19 protein-coding genes are annotated in these 22,002 nt (G+C 31.3%); 12 read left to right on the top strand and 7 right to left on the bottom strand.

What is annotated here, in order from left to right; translation table 11 throughout:
• Positions 1–129 precede the first annotated feature (129 nt).
• The 7 genes from bsdE14_RS07245 to bsdE14_RS07215 all read left to right on the top strand — a co-directional run bounded on the left by bsdE14_RS07245 (position 130) and on the right by bsdE14_RS07215 (position 8,499).
• On the top strand, positions 130–1,686 hold the full coding sequence (locus tag bsdE14_RS07245; RefSeq protein WP_264849266.1) for an ABC-F family ATP-binding cassette domain-containing protein: 1,557 nt from the start codon (positions 130–132) through the stop codon (positions 1,684–1,686).
• A 273-nt stretch (positions 1,687–1,959) separates the two neighbouring features.
• Entirely contained in the window at positions 1,960–2,361 is a 402-nt protein-coding gene (locus bsdE14_RS07240) for a hypothetical protein (protein ID WP_264849265.1), read from the top strand.
• 326 nt (positions 2,362–2,687) lie between these two features.
• Entirely contained in the window at positions 2,688–3,200 is a 513-nt protein-coding gene (locus bsdE14_RS07235) for a hypothetical protein (RefSeq protein WP_264849264.1), read from the top strand.
• Positions 3,201–3,245: 45 nt separating this feature from the next.
• The gene (locus bsdE14_RS07230; RefSeq protein ID WP_264849263.1) at positions 3,246–3,503 is read left to right on the top strand and encodes a hypothetical protein; all 258 of its coding nucleotides are present in this window, start codon (positions 3,246–3,248) and stop codon (positions 3,501–3,503) included.
• A gap of 197 nt (positions 3,504–3,700) precedes the next feature.
• A complete protein-coding gene (locus bsdE14_RS07225) occupies positions 3,701–3,970 on the top strand; it encodes a hypothetical protein (RefSeq protein ID WP_264849262.1) in 270 nt (89 codons plus the stop codon).
• Positions 3,971–4,513: 543 nt separating this feature from the next.
• On the top strand, positions 4,514–6,328 hold the full coding sequence (locus bsdE14_RS07220; protein ID WP_264849261.1) for a reverse transcriptase domain-containing protein: 1,815 nt from the start codon (positions 4,514–4,516) through the stop codon (positions 6,326–6,328).
• Between the two features lie 209 nt (positions 6,329–6,537).
• Positions 6,538–8,499: an RNA-directed DNA polymerase gene (locus tag bsdE14_RS07215; protein WP_264849260.1), complete on the top strand. Its 1,962-nt coding sequence runs from the start codon at positions 6,538–6,540 to the stop codon at positions 8,497–8,499.
• A 286-nt stretch (positions 8,500–8,785) separates the two neighbouring features.
• Here the strand turns inward: bsdE14_RS07215 and bsdE14_RS07210 are convergent, their stop codons facing one another.
• Entirely contained in the window at positions 8,786–9,298 is a 513-nt protein-coding gene (locus bsdE14_RS07210; RefSeq protein ID WP_264849259.1) for a GNAT family N-acetyltransferase, read from the bottom strand.
• A 345-nt stretch (positions 9,299–9,643) separates the two neighbouring features.
• Between bsdE14_RS07210 and bsdE14_RS07205 the strand changes: the two genes are divergently transcribed.
• The 5 genes from bsdE14_RS07205 to bsdE14_RS07185 all read left to right on the top strand — a co-directional run bounded on the left by bsdE14_RS07205 (position 9,644) and on the right by bsdE14_RS07185 (position 15,539).
• On the top strand, positions 9,644–10,672 hold the full coding sequence (locus bsdE14_RS07205; protein ID WP_264849258.1) for an ATP-grasp domain-containing protein: 1,029 nt from the start codon (positions 9,644–9,646) through the stop codon (positions 10,670–10,672).
• A gap of 174 nt (positions 10,673–10,846) precedes the next feature.
• Complete coding sequence (locus bsdE14_RS07200) at positions 10,847–11,719, top strand: AraC family transcriptional regulator (RefSeq protein ID WP_264849257.1); 873 nt, start codon at positions 10,847–10,849, stop codon at positions 11,717–11,719.
• 268 nt (positions 11,720–11,987) lie between these two features.
• On the top strand, positions 11,988–13,340 hold the full coding sequence (locus tag bsdE14_RS07195) for a spore germination protein (protein WP_264849256.1): 1,353 nt from the start codon (positions 11,988–11,990) through the stop codon (positions 13,338–13,340).
• Positions 13,297–14,415, top strand: coding sequence for a GerAB/ArcD/ProY family transporter (locus tag bsdE14_RS07190; protein ID WP_264849255.1), 1,119 nt, complete (start codon positions 13,297–13,299; stop codon positions 14,413–14,415). Before bsdE14_RS07195 ends, bsdE14_RS07190 begins: the two co-directional genes overlap by 44 nt.
• Positions 14,412–15,539: a Ger(x)C family spore germination protein gene (locus bsdE14_RS07185; RefSeq protein WP_264849254.1), complete on the top strand. Its 1,128-nt coding sequence runs from the start codon at positions 14,412–14,414 to the stop codon at positions 15,537–15,539. Before bsdE14_RS07190 ends, bsdE14_RS07185 begins: the two co-directional genes overlap by 4 nt.
• Before the next feature lie 86 nt (positions 15,540–15,625).
• On the opposite strand, the gene bsdE14_RS07180 is transcribed toward bsdE14_RS07185, so the two are convergent.
• From bsdE14_RS07180 to bsdE14_RS07155, 6 genes are all read right to left on the bottom strand, one after another.
• Complete coding sequence (locus tag bsdE14_RS07180; protein WP_264849253.1) at positions 15,626–16,516, bottom strand: helix-turn-helix domain-containing protein; 891 nt, start codon at positions 16,514–16,516, stop codon at positions 15,626–15,628.
• A gap of 154 nt (positions 16,517–16,670) precedes the next feature.
• Positions 16,671–17,768 (bottom strand): serine hydrolase domain-containing protein, encoded by a 1,098-nt coding sequence (locus tag bsdE14_RS07175; RefSeq protein ID WP_264849252.1) that lies wholly within the window; start codon positions 17,766–17,768, stop codon positions 16,671–16,673.
• A gap of 205 nt (positions 17,769–17,973) precedes the next feature.
• A complete protein-coding gene (locus bsdE14_RS07170) occupies positions 17,974–19,005 on the bottom strand; it encodes a PocR ligand-binding domain-containing protein (RefSeq protein ID WP_264849251.1) in 1,032 nt (343 codons plus the stop codon).
• A 460-nt stretch (positions 19,006–19,465) separates the two neighbouring features.
• Positions 19,466–19,675: a hypothetical protein gene (locus tag bsdE14_RS07165; RefSeq protein ID WP_264849250.1), complete on the bottom strand. Its 210-nt coding sequence runs from the start codon at positions 19,673–19,675 to the stop codon at positions 19,466–19,468.
• 134 nt (positions 19,676–19,809) lie between these two features.
• Complete coding sequence (locus bsdE14_RS07160; protein ID WP_264849249.1) at positions 19,810–20,463, bottom strand: HAD family hydrolase; 654 nt, start codon at positions 20,461–20,463, stop codon at positions 19,810–19,812.
• 125 nt (positions 20,464–20,588) lie between these two features.
• Positions 20,589–21,935, bottom strand: coding sequence for a [Fe-Fe] hydrogenase large subunit C-terminal domain-containing protein (locus tag bsdE14_RS07155; protein WP_264849248.1), 1,347 nt, complete (start codon positions 21,933–21,935; stop codon positions 20,589–20,591).
• Between the last annotated feature and the right edge of the window lie 67 nt (positions 21,936–22,002).

Here is a 22,002-nt window from a genome sequence, read left to right as displayed (position 1 = left end):
CTGTTTTTAATCTATTTAGTAGTATACCACAATTACTGCACATATAATATAAAATTTCCTTTGACATAGTAAGCTTTTATAAATTAAACTTATACTGAGTACGCAAAATATACGTAAGGAGAGAAGTTAATGAGTATATTAACCGTAAAAAACATAAGTCATGGCTTTGGAGACAGAGCTATATTCGAGGATGTATCTTTCAGATTATTAAAGGGTGAACACGTAGGTTTTATAGGAGCAAATGGTGAGGGTAAATCAACCTTTATGAATATAATAACAGGAAAGCTTACACCTGATGAAGGCCAAATTGAATGGTCTAATAGAGTTAGAGTAGGTTACATGGATCAGCATACAGTACTTCAGAGTGGACAAACCATTAGGGATGTATTAAGAGGAGCCTTCCAATACTTATTTGATGCAGAAACTGAAATGAATGAGTTATATGGAAAGATGGGCGAGGTTACTCAAGAAGAGCTTGATAAAATGCTTGAGAGAACAGCTGTAATTCAAGATATGCTTGATCACAATGGATTTTATGTTATTGATGCTAAGGTAGAAGAAACAGCTAAGGGTTTAGGACTTTTAGATGTGGGACTTGATAAAGATGTTGCAGATTTAAGTGGTGGACAAAGAACAAAAGTTTTACTGGCTAAATTACTTTTAGAAACTCCAGATATATTACTTTTGGACGAGCCTACTAACTACTTGGACGAGCAGCATATAGAATGGCTTAAGAGATTCCTGCAAAATTATGAGAATGCATTTATACTTATATCCCATGATATTCCTTTCTTAAATAGTGTTATTAATCTTATATATCATGTGGAAAATAAGAAGCTTACAAGATATGTTGGAAATTATGAGGAATTCCAAAGAATATATGAAGCTAACAAAAAGCAATTAGAAGCAGCTTATGAAAGACAGCAGCAGGAAATTGCAAAGCTTGAAGACTTTATAGCAAGAAATAAGGCTAGAGTTGCCACTACAAATATGGCTAAATCAAGACAAAAGGTTCTTGATAAAATGGATAAAATAGAGCTTCCAAAGGAAAAGGTTAAACCAGAATTCAATTTTAAATCAGCAAGGACCTCTGGAAAGACTATTTTTGAAACTACTGACTTAGTGATTGGTTATGATTCACCTCTATCAAAGCCGCTTAATCTAAGAATGGAAAGAGGAGACAAAATAGCCATTGTAGGTGCAAATGGTCTTGGAAAGACAACACTATTAAAGAGTCTTCTTGGCGAGCTTAAGCCAATCTCAGGAAATGTGCATTTAGGAGATTACCTGCATTTAGGCTACTTTGAACAAGAAATAAAAGAAGCTAACTACAATACCTGTATAGATGAACTTTGGAGTGAGTTTCCAAGCTTTACCCAATATGAGGTAAGATCTGCTCTTGCTAAATGCGGACTTACAACTAAGCATATAGAAAGCAAGATGGTAGTACTAAGCGGAGGAGAACAGGCTAAGGTTAGACTTTGTAAGCTAATAAACAATGAAACCAATGTGCTTATCCTAGACGAGCCTACCAACCATCTAGATGTAGATGCAAAGGATGAATTAAAGAGAGCACTTAAGGAGTACAAAGGAAGCATCTTAATAGTATGCCACGAACCAGAATTCTATAGTGATATAGTTACGGATATATGGAACTGCGAACAGTGGACAACTAAGATAGTATAACGACAACCCATTTGATAGTTAATATAAGCAGCTTAAGCAGTATAGTTTAGGCTGTTTTTTTATAATAATTAAAAGTATTTATAGGTAGGGGGAACCACTCTGGGTAGAAAATAATTATCTTTTATATTTATATTTAGCTAAATTAGGTTAGTGTAACTACCACCTAATAAATAGCCCAGTATATTACTCTATTTGTCTTAACTCCATAGTCTATAGAAACAATGCTTAGATAAAATAGTTTTAAAAAGCTTTATCTTATGGAGGGAGCAAAACATGAATGAATATAAAGATATTATTAATGATGATGAAGAGCTATTTAATAGGTATGAAATAATAAAGATTGATGATAATCTGTATTTAGTACCGGATGCGTATACTAACACTAGTGATGTGGAAGAATTTGACGAATTTGATCTTATTTTTATAGATGTAGGTAAGTTAACAGTAAATGAAGGTGATACTGTTTCAATAATGTGGTGGTGTGAATTAGAAAGGTTTAAGCATATAGTAAGATTAGATAATGTAGATAATGATACATTTGGATATATTACTTTGGTAGATAATCTTTCTGATGATGGTAGATACAATCTAACATGCACCATAGCTGCATTATATAAAGATATAAAAATGTTAGTTTTAAGTATTATCTTCAATATGATGATAGTAATCTGTTAATATATCTAAAAAAATTGGATGACCTTTAATCAAGTTTACCTCACTATTCACAAAGAAATTTATAGATTAAAATAGATGTTTTATTTAATGAAAACTGCTGAAACAATTGAGAAGTATTATGCATAATTGAATTTAGAGTGATAGAAGAAATTCTATCACTTTTTATTTTTATCATCATGCAATAGAAAAAGTGTACTTATTGTTTCTTTAGATGTACTTTTTTTCCGAAAGATATTGAAATTCTAAATTATATGATGTAAAATAGATACATGGAGATGTATATAAAGTACACGTTTCAATAATATTATTTCTAGGAGGTATTAATAATGGCATTAACAAGATTTAAATTAAAGGAAATCTACGATAGTTTATCAAATGGAGACAAGACAAAGTGGGCTCAAAATGCAAACTACACCAGTTACCAAGGGCTTTACAGATACTTATCAAAAAACGGAGATGAGGTTGCATATAACCGTGTTGTAGATGGACTTAGAAGTACAGTTGGGGAAGACAGATTTGATATGTTAACTGAAGGTCAAGCAGATTTGGTAAAAATGCGTGAAAAAAATACCCAGGTGCAAGAGCTAGTTGATAGAATATTTGGTAAAGGTGACTCTGACTCTTACAGATATGATATTTTCGATAGCGTAGCTGAACGTCATGGCTTTAATAGTGATACCTTTTTTGAACTGGAAACGCAAATAACAGATATGCTTAGGAAATTTCCTAATAGCGAAGAGTTGGTTGAAAAAATTCGAGTAGCAACTAAAGATATTATAAATATAGTTATTGTGCAAAATTTTGCAATCCCGATACTTCATGAAAAACTAGAAGATTAACCAGCAATACATTGCATACACAATAGTTGAAATGGAGGAAATAAAATGGCAATTCGCTCATCAGATATTAAAAAAATTATAAATCAATATATGCCTAAGCAAAAATGGATTCCTATAAGTGACATTCAGGCGTTAATTGAAGCCCACTATAAATTGAGAGAAGCAGATTATACACCCCACACTATCACCGGAGTAACAAATTATCCTATGTGGAAAAAGAGGATTCAATGCACTTTAGCTAATCTCAAGATAAGTGGGCAAATTCTGCACAATCCAGCTAATCATGAGTATTTTATACAATAAGTAAGTATTAAGCATCTGTTAACTTCAGGTGCTTTTTTGATATAAAACTAGGTGACTACGCCTAGCGTTTTTTGTATAACGCTTATATATTAAAAAAATTGAAATATTTTAATGAAAAATAAGGATTTTTTAGTTCATTTTGTAATTTTATTAATAACAAAATGAAAGGTTGTGAAATCATGTTTTTACAAAAATTAATGAATCAAAATTATAGGCATATGAACGAGTTCTTACAGGACTTGTACATGTATGTTAATGAAGTAGGTTTGGAGAATATCGACAAAAAAGATTTGGATGATATTCTGAGAAAAAGAGGGGCGCTTTTGCTACGTGTCCCGGAGTTCAAAGCCTTATATGATACGGTTTTAGCAAACAATAATTATTATCTAGGACAAAAGGCTTTAATAATAGCATGGTTATCTATGGTGGTTTCAACATTTGCTTTTTTCATAGTAATAATAAGCTGAGATTTAAGATGGTAGTAACAAATCCAAAATTAAAGAGTAACATAGTTAAGAGTACAAAAATGCACATATTTTTGTGCTCTTAATTTATCTTGCAATACCAAGGACGTAAAAGTTTAATACTTATAAATATGAAATCAATATTTTATTCAAAGAAAATTACCAAAATACTCCAATAAGTATAATTTAATAGTTTAATTCAAAGGGATAGAATTTCTTCTATTCCTTTGAATTCTAATTAATGGACCTGCACAGTTAAATATTTTATATTGAAAAATACACTAATTATCTAGAACATAATTCTTGGGGAAAATTTCTATGATTGATTTACATGATTATTATACTTAAATACATAATAAAAATGGCTTAATTTGTAATATTATGGTATAATAAAGCAGATTTATGCAATGGTAATATGAATTGCTAGAAGGTCAATAGTTTTTTAGCCAAAATATAAAGCAAGAAATGAAGTATTCTATCTAGATATAATCTTACATCATTATATTTGGAATATTAAGATAGATAATTAATACTGGGGGAGATATTTTGCACCTACCATTTACACTTAGAGCTAGAGTTATTACAGATAATGTAATACCACAAAAAGAGAGTATTGAGAACTTATTAAATGAATTGGAAAAGAAGAAATGGAAAAAGGAAAAGCTATCAAAAAAGTATCGCGATTTACTAGAAGATTGCAAATTAGGTGATACTATTACAAAATTAAAAATAGCTAAAAAAGAAGAGTGGCCAACAATTATTAAAGAGAGAATGCTAGAATTATATGATGATGAGATTGGCAAAAAGTATCTTTGTATATATTTAGTTGGATATTGTAGAAATTTGGAGCATGAGAGCAGTATTGAGGATGTAGTAAGAGAAGTGTGCTTGAAAAAGGGTAACAAATATACAAAGCTGCAAATTAAGAAAATAGTCAACAGCGCTATCAGTGATGGAGTTTATCTACATATTTTAAATAGCAATGGCGAGGTTACCAATAAGACTTATTTTAACGATTGGTCATATACAAGTGAAAATGAAATATTAAATAGTGTTTTATTATCTCTAAAGAGGAATGCTGAAAGCGAGGAAGACAAAACCTGGTATAATTCTATGTATAATAAAAGGTATTCCTTAGAAAAACGAATAGAAAAAGAAAGCATTGAGATTGTAGAACCACTTATAAAAAGGAAAAAGATAAAGCAATATGATAAAGAAAGAATTGTATATGCTATTCAAAAACATTCATTAACTGAAATAACTATAAAATATTTAAAGAAACGTTTGGATTCAGTTTTTAGAATACAATATGCCGATAGAAATAAGATTATGAGAAAGCTATTTGATTTAATAGATAATATTGATGCATTAGCTGATTATACTATATATAGATTTGATATAGATAACTTCTTTAATTCTGTTGATGCTAAAATAATATTTGAAAAATATATTTTAAGTTCAGGTCTTAAGCAATATGAAAAAAACATTCTAGAAGAAGTCTCTAACGTATATCGGCATTGTTATGCCGGATTACCTACATCTAACGCACTAGTTGAAATAGCGGGACAAGTATTTGATGAGAATATCAAAGTAACTTTAAAAGATAAAGGGTTGATTTTCTTTTCTAGATACGTTGATGATGGTTTAATAGTCCTAAACAAAAAGGTGGAGAAGGATTATTTAGATAGGGTAGTAACGGAGACTTTAAAGAAGTGCTTTAATGATAATGTTAAGATTAATGAAGATGCTGAGAAAAAAGCTTACATGATTAAAGAAAGCAAAGGTGTTTTCAGCTATTTAGGTTATGAATTCGAGAGAACAAAAAAGGGTCAATTTATCTTTGGAATAGAGAAGAAAAAGCGTCTTAAATATGAGCAAAAGATTAATGATATAATTAATGATTATAAAGTAAGTAGTAACATGGAAATATTCCGACAGAGATTAGTTTATTCTATATCACGAATTGTATTCTATAATAATGAGAATTCTAGATACTCCAATCTGGGAACTTGGGATGTAATAGGTGTATGTTCAAATTATTGCCTACTAAGAAAATTCATTAAATCAGGTAGAATCATTGAATCCACCAGAAAATTTCTAAGATCATCGATAGTTATAAACACAAATATAATTACTCGTGGGAAATTACCTTATTTTTTAAAAGGAAAGGGGAAGGATTACTATAGCTTTGAATATGGAATCCTCAATAATAAATCTGTAGTTTTTCACCCAAATATTGGATGGTCTCAGGAGCATTTAATAAAGCAAATTCAAAAGCTAGGCTTTACTGATACTCTTAAGAAAAAGTCATATAGGGAATGTGTAAAGATATATTGTGGGTTAATAAAACTTAAGAGATAAGTTTTACCTTATCTCTTAAGCTGGTTTGGCTAATAGCTTTAGCATAAAATTATGCTCAGTGGCTAAATTAACAAATCATGCTAGCAAATATGTAATAAGACTTGTCAACACACACAAAAAGTGTTTCGCCGATAATGTGTGCGAGCAGTTATGCCCACGATTGATAATCATATCAACAATAATTCTACCACAATTAGGAGAAAAAGTATATGAAGAATAAAAATATGCAAAGAAATAAATTAGATATAATTCTAACAGATTTACAGCCAGTAGAAACACCAAAAATATATACCCTAAAATACTTTTATGATTTCCTAATAAAATCTAAAAGTATGAAAAAAATTATGAGATATGACAATGATGTTCAGAAAGGAATTATAAGTCCTGCATGGCACGCTGCTCCATTAAAATATCATATTCTAAAAGATAATAATGAGCTCAGGGAAATGTCATATATAAATCCGTTATCGATGATTGAAGTATATTGCTTCTTGGATGAATATGAGAGGGAATTACTAGATGGTATTAATACAAATCTATTCTCTATTCGATGTCATACAAAAAATAATGAGCTTTATTATAAAAAAAGCAAAAATAGTATTGTTGAGTATGAGCATATAGACATAAATAGTAAAGATGAAAGCATTGTAGCAAAGGGAAATTACTATAAAATTGTGCCATTTAGGAGATTGGACCAGTTCTATAAATCACAAGAATGGTTTGATTTAAATAGAAAGTATAAGTTTTATGGAAAAGTTGATTATAATAAGTGCTTTGATAGCATTTATACGCACACATATAATTGGATCGTAGCAGATAATACAATTGATGCAAAAGAGTTTAATGGTAAACATATACTTAGTGCTATAGATCGATTACTACAAAATATGAATATGTCAATGACAAATGGTATTGTAGTAGGACCTGAATTTTCAAGGTTATTAGCCGAAATTTTATTGCAAAATATTGACAATGAAGTCTATATGGAACTTGCAAAGGTTGGGTTAATAAAGGATTGTGATTATAGTATAAAACGATATGTTGATGATATATTTATTTTTGCAGTTAAAGAAGAAACTATTTTAATAATTATGAAATCCATAGTGAAAATTGCAGAAAGGTACAGATTGCGCATCAATGATAGCAAAAAAGAGTATGGTAAACTGCCACATGTATGGTTTAAATGGAAAGAGAATGTAAATAATTTTGTAAACAATCTTTCTCAGTTTCTTTTTCATGACCTGAATGATAGTAATTATGGTTATATAGTAAAAGGTAAGAGCCTAACAAACAATGATAGATATTCTAAGATAAAAGAATTATTTCAGAACATGTTAGTGAACAACATGGATTGGAATGTTAAAGTAGTTTCATATTGTTTATCTACATTACTAAATAAGTTAGCCTTTAGGACAGATAACAATAATGTTGAAAAATCGATTTTTAATAAAGGAATAGACTTAGAAGTTTATAACATATACGATTTAGCATTTTTTATATACTCATTTGCGGCAACATATAATAATACAGAAAAATTGATTAGCATCCTATTTCTTATAGAAAAAGAAATTGGAGAGATTCAATCTAAGACAATTCTAGCTAAAATTGCTGAAAGATATGAATTTATCTTTATTAATGGGAACGAAGAAGATACTGTTAACCTCCTGCTTCTATATGGGTGTAATAACGTGAGATTAAGCATAAACACAGAATATAGATATAAAGAAAATATAGCTGAAAAGGATAACCCAGTATTATTTGCAACATATGTAATGTATAATAAAAATGATGCTGTTAAGAGAAATGAATTAATTAAGGTTGTAGAAAGTAAGATAGAAGAAGCAATTGATGAAACAAAAAATCTTTCAAAGCTTTTTTTATACAAGAAAATTTGGTGGATATTAGTATTCTATAATTGTCCTTTCATAGATGCTACAATTCAGGATAAAATGCATAAAAAAATTGAGGATGTGCAGAAGAATCTAGGAAAAGATATTTGTGATGCTTCGAAAAATGAGGTTTTAAGTTTTATCCTGAACAGCTCAGAGACAAAATTTATTAAATGGGATTTGTTAAAAAATGAGTTTTATGAAAATGTTGTATTTCATACATTTGAGAGAACGCTATTCAATAGCAGAGGTCAAAAGCACGAAATTGACCTTGAATATTAGAAATAATAATGATGCTAAACTTCGTGCATATACACTAACAATAATGAAATTTAAGATAGTAAATTTGTTTTTGCAAAAACAAAGATATATTATTAAGTAGAAGTTTAAGCTAGTCCTATGACTAGCTTCAGAATGTTGACTAACCCATATGAATTAAAAATTCATACGGGTTAGTCAACGTTCTGATAGCAGCAGTAATATTATGAAATATTACTGCTGCTATCTATTTATTTAACAGGTTTGTATTTGAAATATTTTTAGTGTTTTGCTTTATAAGCTATTTGTGTTACGGCTTAATAAATTTCCAATAAATTAATTCTTGGTCTCGACTAATCTCTTTCATACCGACCTTCTCCAAAATACGTGCGGAAGCTATGTTGCTAATTAAGCAATCTGCTTTGATGGTTTTAACATTATCTTGGTAATTTAACCAACTCATAATAGCCTTTAATGCTTCAAAGCCAAAGCCCATTCTTCTAGCATTTTCTGATAATCCATACCCAATTTCAACCTCGCCTTTTTCATTAGGTTTTCCATGAAAGCCTATATCGCCGATTACAAGCATATTATCTTTATTAACAATCATCCAAAATTCAAATCCACTTGGTACTTTGTACTTGTCTAAAGTCTTATTTATAATAGGTAAAATATCCATTGTGCCATCTGTAGGCCACTTTTCATCAGTTTTAATGCCAAGTTTTTCAATTTCCTTGGTACTATGTTCTAATAAGGATTTTGTTATTTCTAATGTTACAGGAATCAAAATTAATCTTTCTGTGTGAATATTCTTTAAGTTCATTTTGTTTTCCACCTTTCAATAATAAATATAGTTAAATCTAAATAAAGGTGGAATAATACCTATCATCTATTATAGGTAGAAACCACCTCGCAGTGCTGGTATTTAAAATTTTGCATATAATCACTCCTATTATATTATTAATCAAGGGTTCTAATAAATTAAATAACCCTTTAATATGAATTATATTGTAAATATAAAGTGAAAAAATAACTACTATTCAGAATTATAACTGCTATTTCTACTTATGACACAGATTATATTCTAACTGCAATATAAATGGGATATAATAAAAGTGATAATTGTAAAATAAAGGAAAAATATTATATATCAAAAGGGGGAAATAAAATGAAGTGTGCTGTTTTATACCAAGTAAAAGAACCACCTATAATGAATGGCATAAGAAAGCCTATGAAAAATGGCGGCTATAGTGATAGCGGAGCTGATATTGCTTTTGTACTTATGCATTTAGGAATAGATATTGCAACGCCTGTAAATAATCCAAATGAATTAATTGATTTAGAATGGGTCTTTCCTGATGATAAAAGTGGTATACAAGAAGCTATCCGTAAAGGTGCTGATACATTTTGGTTAAATACTGTATTATATGATGGCCACGCTATAGAAGAATTTATTGAAAAAGGGTACTACATTGTTGGACAGAGGCCTTGTGATGTTAGTAAATACGATGATAAATACTATACGAATCAACTGCTTTTAAATTTTGGATTATCTGTAGTAAAAGAACATATTGTTGATATGGATACAAATATTGAAATAGAATTCCCAATTGTACTAAAGCCAATAAGAGGCAGGGGAAGCCAAGGTGTTTGCGTTGTTAATAATAAAGAAGAGTATTATGAAAAACTTCAAGAATTAATTGATAAAAAAATATATGGTGAAAAATTAATGGTTGAACCTTATTTATGTAACAAGGAAGTTACTATATCTGTACTGTGTCCGGGAAAATACAATATTAAGGGTCAAGAAATAATAAAAGATAATTATTGGTGTTTACCAGTGGTGGAGAGATTTAACCACATAAATGGAATTTCACCTTACAGTGGAAAAGTTGCTGTTATTGAAAATAGCAGAGTAATATATAATGATAATAAACTAAATTTACTATGTGAAGAATGTATTAAGGTTGCAAAATTGCTTGAGGTTAAATCCTTAATAAGAATTGATTGTAGGCAAGATGGTTGCGGAAAGTATTATATATTTGATGTTAATATGAAACCCAATATGACTGGAGCAGGAAGAAAAAATCGTGAAAATCAGGACAACCTCACCATGATAGCTGCAAGAGCTATAGGTTGGGAATACAAGGATTTATTAATTAATATGTTGGGTACTAGATGGTCTAAAAATGATTAGTATTAAATTTCTTATAAGATTCACTAATTAAGTTGTAGGACAATAGACAAGGAAGGGCTAAAACATACATATATTATGACTTTATAATGGATTAACCCTACATAATTGAACAGGAAAAGTCGGATATACTTTTGAAATTTCTGATACTCTATTAATGAAAGGAGGGGTCACAAAATGGATTCACTAAAAGGAATGAATGATGCATTAAGTTATATTGAAGAAAACCTTGATAATGATATTGATTTTAAAGAAGTAGCCAGATTGGCCTTATGCTCTGAATATCATTTTCAAAGAATGTTTTCTTTTCTTGCAGGAGTTTCTCTGTCAGAATATATTCGCAGAAGGCGGCTTACCATTGCAGCGTTTGAACTTAATAATAGTAACGTTAGGATAATTGATATGGCTATTAAATATGGGTACAGTTCACCTGACTCATTTACAAGAGCCTTTCAAAATTTGCACGGTATAACACCTTCTGAAGCAAGACTAAATGGTCAATCACTGAAAGCATATCCAAGAATGACCTTTCAATTATCAATTAAAGGGGGAAATGAAATGAACTATAGAATAGTAGAAAAAGATGCATTTAGTATAGTTGGTATTAAGAAAAGAGTTCCAATTATTTTTAGAGGGGTTAATCCAGACATAGCAGCAATGTGGAAAAGCTTAAACGAAGAAATGATTCATCAGCTTAAAGAACTTTCTAATATAGAACCAAAAGGGATGATAAGTGCATCTGCTAATTTTTCAGAAGGGAGAATGGAAGAAAAGGGGGGGCTTGATCATTATATCGGAGTGGCTACAACAAGAGAGTGTCCAGCCAACTTAACGCAACTTGAAGTTTCTGCATCAACATGGGCTGTATTTGAAGCTGTAGGGCCATTTCCAGATACACTGCAAAATATCTGGGGACGTATATATTCAGAATGGTTTCCATCCTCAAACTATGAACAGACAGAAGGACCAGAAATATTATGGAATGAGAATAAAGATTTAACTTCACCAGCTTTCAAAAGCGAGATTTGGATACCAGTTATAAAAAAGTAATAATTGAGATGTTTTTTATAACTGTAGGTTAAAGATCAGATTTAGTTATCAAGGGTATATTCATCTTATGTAACTTTTGTTCGGTAACTAAAATTGTTTAAGAAGTATAATTTAATAGTTGACTTAAAAAAGATAGGAGAAATCCTATCTTTTTTGTCCAGTGAAGTATACCCTAAGATAAATTTCACTTCAAAACTTTTTTACTTACATTGATTACATATTAATTTTTAAAATTCAAATAATACTCTTTATAGAGGTGATGGATCTTATGTTCATGGACGGTAATATTGCTCGGATTCAGGCTGATATTGAGAATTTTCTAAGGTCAAAAGCCAATGGGAGAACGCTTAATTTAGGCAACAATTTTAAATTGTATTATATAAAAACCCAGGTAGATACAAGCTTCATAACAAGAGATATTCAGCAGGTGTATTTCAGTAACAATATTGATTTTGATAAATACTTTCAAACTATGGTTTCTCCAATTGATAAAAATGAAAATATGTATAGTATAGGAACAGGTCTCGTAAAAGGAGACATAATAGCAATATATAATAATCAATTAGTTAGAATTATCGGCGCTCAAAAGGTTCAGAGTCGTGGCGTTCCTGATATAGAGAGGGAAGCTTCCTTTGAGGGTGGAGCTGAAGGCTTTAATGAAGTTATTACTACCAATTTAAATCTTGTCTCGCATTACTATAGAAGTCCTTCATTAACTACTAAAAATTATACTGTGGGAAAGAAGGGACATAATAATCTTGTTGTAGTATATGATTCAGCTTATGTAGATAAGGAACTTTTAAAAGAAATTATGAAAAGGCTGAGTGGAATTGATGCTGACATGGTACAATCGCTAAACGGTCTTCAACAACTTTTATGGAAACATCAGCTTTTAATACCTAGAATGCTGGTAACCCAAAGGCCTGATAGGGTAACGGACTATATATCTAAGGGTAAAATTGCAATCTTTCTTGATGGCACCCCAACTTCACTGATTTTACCCGTCAGCTTTCATGATTTTATGAAAACCGTTGATGATGAATATCTTCTGCCAGTGCCTGCAGTTTTCCTTATTATTTTGAGGTATTTGGCACTGCTCTTATCTATAACTATGCCTTCAGCATATGTAGCAATCATTTCCTATAATCCTGAGGTGGTAAGGGTTCAATTAGCACTTTCTATTTCCTCCAGCAGAATAGGTGTTCCATATCCATCATTTATTGAGGTCTTAATAATGCTTATACTTATGGAATTCCTAGTAGAATCAAGTTTAAGACTGCCTAAGACAATAGGTCAGACTGCCACTACTGTAGGTGGACTGATACTTGGTCAGGCTGCGATTCAGGCTCATTTAGTCAGCAATATAATGATAATAATAGTTTCAACTGTTGCAATATCAAATTTTATGATACCTGTTATATCAATGAATCTGGCAGTAAGAGTAATAAAATATATTCTGCTCATTTTAGTATCCTTCACAGGGGTTTACGGATTATATCTAGGAATGTATTGTTTGGTTTATTATGTAGCTTCCATTCATACCTTTAACCTAGCCTACTTTAATCCTGTGGAGAAGATTGGAGAGGGAAGAATTAAGCTTATGCATAGAAGGGAACAATGATATGAAACAGCGGTTCTACTATTTGGCAATGTGCACCACCATACTATCACATTTTATACTATATGCCCCATATATTCTTAAACAGAACCTGTATGATGGTACAGGTACGGCTATTATTATTGCATTAATAGTTTCATCTGCTAATGCGTATATGACAATATATGTGTACAATACATATAAAAACAAAAACTTATTGGACATAAACAGAATACTTCTGGGCAAGTTCTTTGGTGGTTTTTTTTCATTTATAAATATAATTGCCAATTTAACAATAAGCTTTTTTATGTATAGGGGGCTTATTGAGGTAATAAGCAGATTTATGCTCACTTCTACACCTAGCTGGATTATTGCTATTACATTAACCTTAATATTCTACGTTGGCCTTTTGAATACTAATAAAAGCTTTCTTCAATTTGTAGGGTTTATTTCAATTTTTGTTATGTTCTCATGTATTATATATATTTTACTTTCAATGAAAAGTTTTCATATGTATTATGCAAAGGCTGCCTTTATTCACTCTTTTAAAACTCCAAAATTAATAACAATTGGGGCAGCAAGTTTCTTTTTTACTGGAGTTTCTCATCTTGCACTATTTAACCCAGAATTCAAAAGGCTTAACTTTCGAGGAACGCTTTCAATATACATTTTCATAGGCGTGGCCGTAGCAATACTGGCAGTCTATCTCCCAGCAGGAATGCTAGGCCCATATTATATGCAGAAGGTTCTTCTTACAGTAATGTCCGCTTCTGATACTATCAGTGTAGATTTATTTATTATAGAGCGAGCAGCGTACATATTACTCCCAATGGTATTCCTGCTAGGTGCAAGCGATACAATTATTTGGGGATATATGGGCTGGGGACTAACAAGAACTGCTATTCCAAATAAAAAAGTTAATTTGGGTATATTCAATATAATTATTGTACTGTTTGCTTTTTTAGCTTCAAGATTAAAAGAATCAACAGACGTAATGGAATACGGAAGTATAGGTATATCTATAGCATTGGCAAGTCATTATCTTTTATTTGTAATATTGTTTATAATGACAAAGATAAAGGAAGGCAGAAAAGCATGAGAAAAAATTTTATCCTACTATTATGTTCAATTATAATCATATTAAATTCTAGTGGCTGTGACTTTAAAGACATAGATAAAAGGGTATTTATTGTGGCCGTTGGCATTGACGGGAATCAAGGCAATCCAGATCTTATAACAATGTCCTTTAAGGCTGCAATGCCTGGAAGTGTTGGAGAAGGAAGTGGAACGGGAAGCAACTCTCAAGGAGGCAATACACATATTTATACAGTCACTGGAAGTTCCGTATCTAATATCCTTAGAACATTAAAGGGGCAAACCTCCATGGAACCGGATTTCAGCCATATGAAGATAATAGTATATGGAAGGGATTATGCAGGCAGGCACGATATCAGCTCCATTGAGGAGTTTTTCATCAGGAGGAGAGATTTTCAGGATATGGCATGGGTGTGTTTGGGTGCGCCCACCGCTAAGGAAGTATTAAGTGTAACACCTAATGAAGAAAAGGTTCCAGGCAACGGTCTGTTTTTGAAGTTTGGGCAAGGAACAGATTCTCCTTATGCTGTTAAGACAAAGTCCTATGAATTGTACAATGATATCATAACTCCAGGTTGTACACCGGTATGCTCTATTATGCAACTTAAAGAGGGCAATATAATTATGAATGAAGCCGCACTTTTTAGTGAAGGAAAATTGGCATTAATACTAAGCAAGGAAGAAACTCAACTTTTAAACCTGCTTAAGGATAGAATAAAGTTCGGAACTTTCAGCATTATTCGAAAAGAAGAGAAAAAGCCCACATCAATCAGCGTTGATAATGGAAAGTCAAAGATAAATGTTAGTAAAGCAAAGGATGGAGGTGGAATAACCTGTACAATAGATATTAAAATAGAAGGAAGCTTGGAAGAAATTAACTTATTTACAGGTAAAGCCACTGAACTATCACCTGAATTTGAAGAGGCGTTAAAGAAACAGGTTATGACACTACTCAATAAATTTAGTAATAACAATCTGGATCCTCTCCGTCTAGAGATGCGTTATTGGAGTAATACCTTAGAATTTATACCCACAAAAGTATGGCTCACAGATATGATTCCAAATATAAACTATGTAATCAATCCTAAGATAGATATTATTCACACAGGAGTAATTGAAGAAAAGTAAAATTAAAAACAGTAGCAATATTAATGCTTAGGCTGCTGACCTTTTGCACATGTCAACAGCCTAAAGGTAATAAAAATAGTATTTTTTTATGAACAAAATTGTTTTCTATAATTTGAAGGAGAGCAGTCCATATATTTTTTAAACATCCTAGAAAAGTGATTTGCCTCATTAAAACCTACCCTATACATAATTTCAGAGATTGGAAGCATTGTATCTCTGAGCATTACAGCAGACAGCTTAATTCTTAATTTGATAAGGTAATCTTTAATGGACATACCTGTTGAGGCTCGAAACTTTTCTGCTAAAGTTGTTCTATTAATGTGAAAGGTTTTTGTTAATTCCTCAATAGTAATTGTATTTTGATAGTTTGAATGTAAATATAAAATAATTTCATTTAAATCATTTGAGGAATTAGGAATATGAAGCCTATCATCTTCTTTAAAATTGGTATATATGTATTGTATCACAAACAATATTTCCAAAAAGAAAGATCTGGAACGGCATACCCAGTATTCACCTGTGCAGGGGTGTGTCTCCTCATAAAGAAGTCTGTAGAGTTCGGATATTCTCTTAAACATTATAAGCCCAATTTCAAAATATGGACTGTATATTTTATAGCGGTTAAGAAATGGATTAAGATAAAAGTAGTCCTGTATGCTTGAAAACTTTTCAAAATTATTTATATTGTATACCATTTCAAGGCTAAATGAGCTATTGATTATTGTAGGATCAAAATATATTACTTGTGCTTTCAAGTTGCAGTCCTTTTCCAGCTCAACTTTATCCTTTTCATTGAGGCAAAATATAGAAGGGGACATAAATACAAAGGAATGACCATTGATATTCAATATTCCTGTGCCAGATTCTACTAATACAATTCTAAACATTGAATTATTTTCTCTAGAAAAGGCATTTTGCATATCCACATATAGAGGGATAGCTACATTTGTGATATTGTGCTTAGAATACAATGTCATAATATAATCTCCTATCTTTTACTTTTAATATAATATTCTACAATTTCAAAAATAATCCTTTTAATATAAAAAGCATTCCGTCAGGAATGCTTTTTGTTAAGATAAAGAGATTAAAATTGTATAGTTAAACTTTGGAGATTATTATACTATAAATCTATTTGAGATATTCCTTTATTACGGACATCATGCTATCTATAGGTGCATCCTGATAGTTGCTCACAATAATAACCTGTGTATCATCTTCAGGTACTCTCATGATATAGCTTCTATAGCCTGATGCATTTCCATAATGCTCATATAGCTTTTTTCCTTCTGATGCATCAAATATATACCAGCCATAACCGTAGTAGTTTTGATTAGGGGTGTACATCTTTTTATAGGATTCCTTGCTTAGTAGCTTTTCTTCCTTTAATGCTTTTTGCCATATAATCAAATCTTCTACAGTAGTACATAGACTTGATGAACCAACTGTTGCACCAACATTTATGAAGGTCCAAGATTTTTCTGCTTTTTCCTTGGTTGAACTTACATACCCAGTTGCTAGGTTATCTAATTGCCCATCTGGATTCTTATATCCAGTGTTTTTCATATTTAGTGGCGTAAAAATATTTTCCTTCAAGTAGGAATCTAGTGCTTTACCAGAAACCTTTTCTATTATATAGCCTAGCAGTATATAGCCTGTATTACTATATAGAAAGCCTTTTCCTGGTTCGAAGGTAAGCTTCACATTCTCGCTTTTACCATCTTTACCGAAATCCTTATAAGAAGGTCTAAATTTTCTAATATCAAAATCTAAGGGATGCTCTGGCAGTCCAGAACTGTGGCTTAATAATTGATGAATAGTAATTTGATTTCCATGAGGAAAGGCAGGGATATACTTATCAACCGTATCATTTACATCTAAAAGCTTCTTTTCTTGAAGCTGCATTATAGCAGTAGCAGTGAATTGCTTTGTTATTGAAGCCACATCAAATTTTGTTTGCTTTGTATTATCTGTACCTTTATCAAAATCAGCTTTTCCATATCCCTTATCCAAAAGCACAGTTCCTTTTTTCGAAATATACACATATCCACTAAAGGCATCTTCGCCCCATGAATCAGTAAATTCTTTATCAAGTTTTGTTTTTAGCTGCGTAATCTTTTCCTTTTCCGCAGAGGCAGCAGTACTTTTAGAATTACCTTTTGTTCCACAACCGGAAGCAATTGTTACAAGTAAAATGCAAGTGGTTATAACAGATATACTTTTTTTCATGAATTCTCCCCCTTTAAAGATGCCCCAATAAATGATATTTTTTATTACTAAGATAATGTATATTGTATCACTCCTATAATTAGGGGGATAGATAATTTTTACAGTGATTTTATACTTTTTTACAGTTTGCGTAAAAAAAGGCACCATCTTTTTAAGACGAATGCCTTTTTCTTTATATTAATATTAATATGAAATTAAGTTTATGCTATTTTTCATTAGCCATTTCATTAAGCTCAGTGGTTAATTCCATAAGCTCTTCAAGGCTTGCAGTTGTTTCTTCAATTGCAGCTGATTGCTGTTGAGTATTTGCCATTGTTGATTCTGAGATCTCTAAAGTATTTTGAACAGAGTTTTCTATATGAGAAGTCAATTGTACTATTTGCATAGCTGTTTCTTTTGAACTCTGTGACAATTTTCTAATCTCAGTTGCAACAACATTGAAGCCTCTTCCTGCATCTCCAGCTCTTGCTGCTTCAATTGCAGCATTCAATCCCAGCATTTTTGTTTCATCTGCAATGCTCTTTATGGAATTTAATATTTCGTTAATTTGGGCTGATATATTCTTTACATTTATAATTTCTTTATTAAGGGTCTCTTGGTTTTCGGTAATGGTAACAGAAGTTGATGCTAGTTCTTCCATAGTTGCAGAAATCTGTGAAAAGCTTTCAACTAGATCATCACTTGTGTTCTTTAATTTTAACTGCTGATATCCAATTTTAGATAAAGCATTTGCCACTATAAAAAGAACTTCTGCAGCAGCTTTAACGTTCTTTTCAGTAGATATTTTTACTTTATTAGCAGCATTAACATATGCATCTTCATCTACACCTATTTCTCTTGCAGTCTTTCTAAAGCCGGTTTCTTCAGGTTTTGATGTTAATATTTGTCCGCCAAGAATTGTTCCCATTTGTATCCCATCTACAATAATAGGTGCTGCAAAATCTATAAGACCTGCATGACAGGTATATATATAAGGTCGTCCAGTTCTTGCTGCTTCTTCTCCGCCTCTTTTATGAGATAGAGCACATCTGTCATCACCTGCTTTTGTTGAATGAGTGTAATCAATGCAAAAGCTTGTATAGGAGCTTGGCTTAGTTACTGGATTACCGTTTATATCTACGGTTACGCTTGCTAAATCCATACTTTCTGCAAAATTATCCTGAAATCTTTGAAGTACCTCTAAATCTAATATATCTTTTAATTGGATGTCAGATATATTAATGTTACCTTTTCCCATTGCTGTTCCTCCATAAAATTAAAAAATTATTATTTATTTTTATTATTTGATACCTTAGATAATTAAAAAGATGAATTGCTTAAGTGCTTTATTTTTGGAAGTGTTTTCATTTGAAAAATGCTTCAAATGAATTGTAGAGTTTTTAAATCTCATAGCTAATATACAACTAACAGAAAGTGAAATATTTGATATAAAAAAATACAGATAATACTCGATTTTTGTCGACTTTTATTATATTGTATCATAAATTAGAATAAAGTCAAATACAATTATACAATATTTGAAATATTTTGATAATTGTATAAGATTATAACAATATAAATCAGGTGACTACGGATATACTGAAAATTAAAGGAATTTGATTCTTTTATAATATCCTATAAAGAATATTATAAAAGAACCAAATTCCTATAAGTGCTATTTACTATATTCATTTGTTTTGTTAATAGAATACTAGCTACTAAGAAACATCACTGTTATTAAAGCTGCTGGTATTGTTTTCATACTCCCTTTCATGAGCTTTCATTATACTTAATTTTTTTATAAGCTCCTGATTCTGTTTTGAGAGCACTACTATTTGTTTTCTTTGGGTATTGAGCTTGCCCATAAAGTAAAAATAGCCGAAGGCTGAAGTAGCTATTAGGATAAAGAATAATAACGCGATAAACATTAAAAAAGCTCCTTTAATTTACTATACATTATAAATATATTCATGTTGCTTTTTAAATATCGCTATTGCATTTATAATATAAAAATCTATTAGTTGAAGAGCTCTTTAAAAATTTATATGGCTAGAAATGAGTTTTATACTGCTTCTATGATATCTTTATATTCATTAATAAAGTAATCTGCAGTATTAATAATATCTATTTTTTGATGCTCAGAGTATTCATCAAAGACACCAACTACCTTCATTCCAGCTGCCTTTGCTCCCTTAACTGCAGGAAGTATATCTTCAAATACAATACATTCTTCAGAGGTTACTCCTAGTCTTTTAGCAGTCAAAAGATAAATATCAGGGAAGTTTTTTCCCCTAGCAACCTCATCAGTTGTAGTTATAACGTCAAAATATTGAAGAACTCCATTGTTTTTAAGAGATGCTTCTAAAAGCATTTGTGAATTACTAGTAGCTAGAGCAATTTTTATACCAGCAGTTTTCAATGAGGAAAGAAATCTATCAGCATCAGCTTTAAGTTTAATGTTCTTGCTGTATTCTTCAAAGGCCATGTCATTCCATTCCTTCATTATATCTTCTATGCTTTCTTGAAGCTTGAATCTATCTTTAAAATATTTAGCCGTGTCTGTAAAGCTTAGGTGTTCAATATTATCCTTCAGGTCACTAGGGAGAGCTATACCTCTTTTTTTGAGGAATTCTATATCAATTTTTGACCATACCCACATAGAATCTACCAGAGTTCCGTCCATGTCAAATATAGCTGCCTTAATATTTTTAAGCATGTGTATCACCTCATGGTAAGTATAACATGAAATATATAAAATATGAATGGCATAATTATCACTGAAAAAACAATCTATAACATAAAAAAAGAATGTCTGGTGAGACACCCTTTTTAGCAGTACATCTAAAATTCTCTTTCAAATATTTCTATTTTTTCTTTGTGTTTAAAGTCATCAGCAGATTCTATATTAAGCTTTTTTAGAATACTTATCATACAATCGCTTTCTACAGCTACTTTTATCTCAGAGTTTTCTGCAAACTCATTAATTCTTTCGGTACCTTCAGCTCTCGGAATTATTGCCTTAGGTCCGCCTACACAGCCTCCAATGCAGCCCATACCTTCTATAAAGGTAGCTTTTACAATGCCGTTTTGAGCATTTGCAAGCATTTCTTTGCACTCTTTAACTCCATTTGCATGAGTGGTAGTAAGATATTTATATTTATCTGGAAACAACTTTTCAATAGCTTCACTTACAGCAGTAGATACTCCACCTGTTCTTGCATAGAGTCTACCCCCTCTTGAAGCGTATTCCTCAGAAAAGTCTTCAGCACAGTCAGCTGGATTTATATCCAAAGCCTCAAAAATGTCCTTTAGTTCAGCAAAGGTTAGTACGTAATCAATATCACCCAGCAGATCCTTTTCTTTTGCTTCTGCTTTTTTAGCAATGCATGGTCCTATAAATACCACTTTGCAATCTGGATTTAGTTTTTTCATTACTCTTCCGGCTGCAACCATTGGAGACACAGAAGGGGAAACATGTTTAACTAAGTCACCATAAACCCTTTTGACCATTGCAACCCACATAGGACAGCAGCAAGAGGTTATTAAAAAGTCATCCTTATCCTTTACGTGTTCATCAAATTCTACAGCTTCTTTTAAAGTAAGCATATCAGCAAAAAAGGCTACTTCTACCATCTCTGTAAAGCCTAATTTTTTAAAAGCAGTTCTGAGCTGGTATATTGATACATCCTTACCGAATTGGCCTGTAATAGCTGGAGCTACAGCAGCAATAACTGGAGTTTTTTTTCTTAGCAGCTCAGCTAATGGAAGAAATTCAACCCGGTCAGCTAAAGCACCAGTTTGACAAGCTTCTACGCAAAAGCCGCAGCCGGTACATTTGTCATGATCTATTGATGAAGTGTGTCTTTCATCATCAATGAATATTGCATCAAAAGGACAGCTCTTTTGGCAAACTGTCTTGCCATTTTCATCTATGCAATCCATAGAACAAGTCTTAATTTTGTTCACCACCTGGTGAGATGACTCATAACTTCTAATAGCAGTCTTTAGATTTTCTATGTAATTATTGCTGTAGTCTAATTCAACTCCACAAAGTGAAGCTATTTCAGCAGCTAAGACCTCTTTGTTTACTTCAGGAGAGGATAATATAGAAGTTACTTTTTCTTCAAAATTACCATTATAATAAGAATTCACAATTTCCTTAAATAATTCACTATGCTTTGCTTTCATTTTACCAGCTCCTTTGTCATAAAAACACTAGTTTATTTTACCAAGTTTTATTATATTTTATTCTACT

Source organism: Clostridium omnivorum (assembly GCF_026012015.1).
In the GTDB taxonomy this organism is placed as follows: Bacteria; Bacillota; Clostridia; order Clostridiales; family Clostridiaceae; genus Clostridium_AX; species Clostridium_AX omnivorum.
Note: the sequence above shows the minus strand (reverse complement) of the source record. Positions and strands in the feature narration are given on the sequence as shown.

What these genes read in the sequence shown, in the direction of transcription:
- bsdE14_RS07205 (WP_264849258.1), top strand. Translation starts at nt 9,644, where the DNA reads ATGAAGTGTGCTGTTTTATACCAAGTAAAAGAACCACCTATAATGAAT.
- bsdE14_RS07165 (WP_264849250.1), bottom strand. Translation starts at nt 19,675, where the DNA reads ATGTTTATCGCGTTATTATTCTTTATCCTAATAGCTACTTCAGCCTTC.
- bsdE14_RS07210 (WP_264849259.1), bottom strand. Translation starts at nt 9,298, where the DNA reads ATGAACTTAAAGAATATTCACACAGAAAGATTAATTTTGATTCCTGTA.
- bsdE14_RS07175 (WP_264849252.1), bottom strand. Translation starts at nt 17,768, where the DNA reads ATGAAAAAAAGTATATCTGTTATAACCACTTGCATTTTACTTGTAACA.
- bsdE14_RS07230 (WP_264849263.1), top strand. Translation starts at nt 3,246, where the DNA reads ATGGCAATTCGCTCATCAGATATTAAAAAAATTATAAATCAATATATG.
- bsdE14_RS07195 (WP_264849256.1), top strand. Translation starts at nt 11,988, where the DNA reads ATGTTCATGGACGGTAATATTGCTCGGATTCAGGCTGATATTGAGAAT.
- bsdE14_RS07160 (WP_264849249.1), bottom strand. Translation starts at nt 20,463, where the DNA reads ATGCTTAAAAATATTAAGGCAGCTATATTTGACATGGACGGAACTCTG.
- bsdE14_RS07235 (WP_264849264.1), top strand. Translation starts at nt 2,688, where the DNA reads ATGGCATTAACAAGATTTAAATTAAAGGAAATCTACGATAGTTTATCA.
- bsdE14_RS07215 (WP_264849260.1), top strand. Translation starts at nt 6,538, where the DNA reads ATGAAGAATAAAAATATGCAAAGAAATAAATTAGATATAATTCTAACA.
- bsdE14_RS07170 (WP_264849251.1), bottom strand. Translation starts at nt 19,005, where the DNA reads ATGGGAAAAGGTAACATTAATATATCTGACATCCAATTAAAAGATATA.
- bsdE14_RS07240 (WP_264849265.1), top strand. Translation starts at nt 1,960, where the DNA reads ATGAATGAATATAAAGATATTATTAATGATGATGAAGAGCTATTTAAT.
- bsdE14_RS07245 (WP_264849266.1), top strand. Translation starts at nt 130, where the DNA reads ATGAGTATATTAACCGTAAAAAACATAAGTCATGGCTTTGGAGACAGA.
- bsdE14_RS07225 (WP_264849262.1), top strand. Translation starts at nt 3,701, where the DNA reads ATGAATCAAAATTATAGGCATATGAACGAGTTCTTACAGGACTTGTAC.
- bsdE14_RS07200 (WP_264849257.1), top strand. Translation starts at nt 10,847, where the DNA reads ATGGATTCACTAAAAGGAATGAATGATGCATTAAGTTATATTGAAGAA.
- bsdE14_RS07185 (WP_264849254.1), top strand. Translation starts at nt 14,412, where the DNA reads ATGAGAAAAAATTTTATCCTACTATTATGTTCAATTATAATCATATTA.
- bsdE14_RS07180 (WP_264849253.1), bottom strand. Translation starts at nt 16,516, where the DNA reads ATGACATTGTATTCTAAGCACAATATCACAAATGTAGCTATCCCTCTA.
- bsdE14_RS07155 (WP_264849248.1), bottom strand. Translation starts at nt 21,935, where the DNA reads ATGAAAGCAAAGCATAGTGAATTATTTAAGGAAATTGTGAATTCTTAT.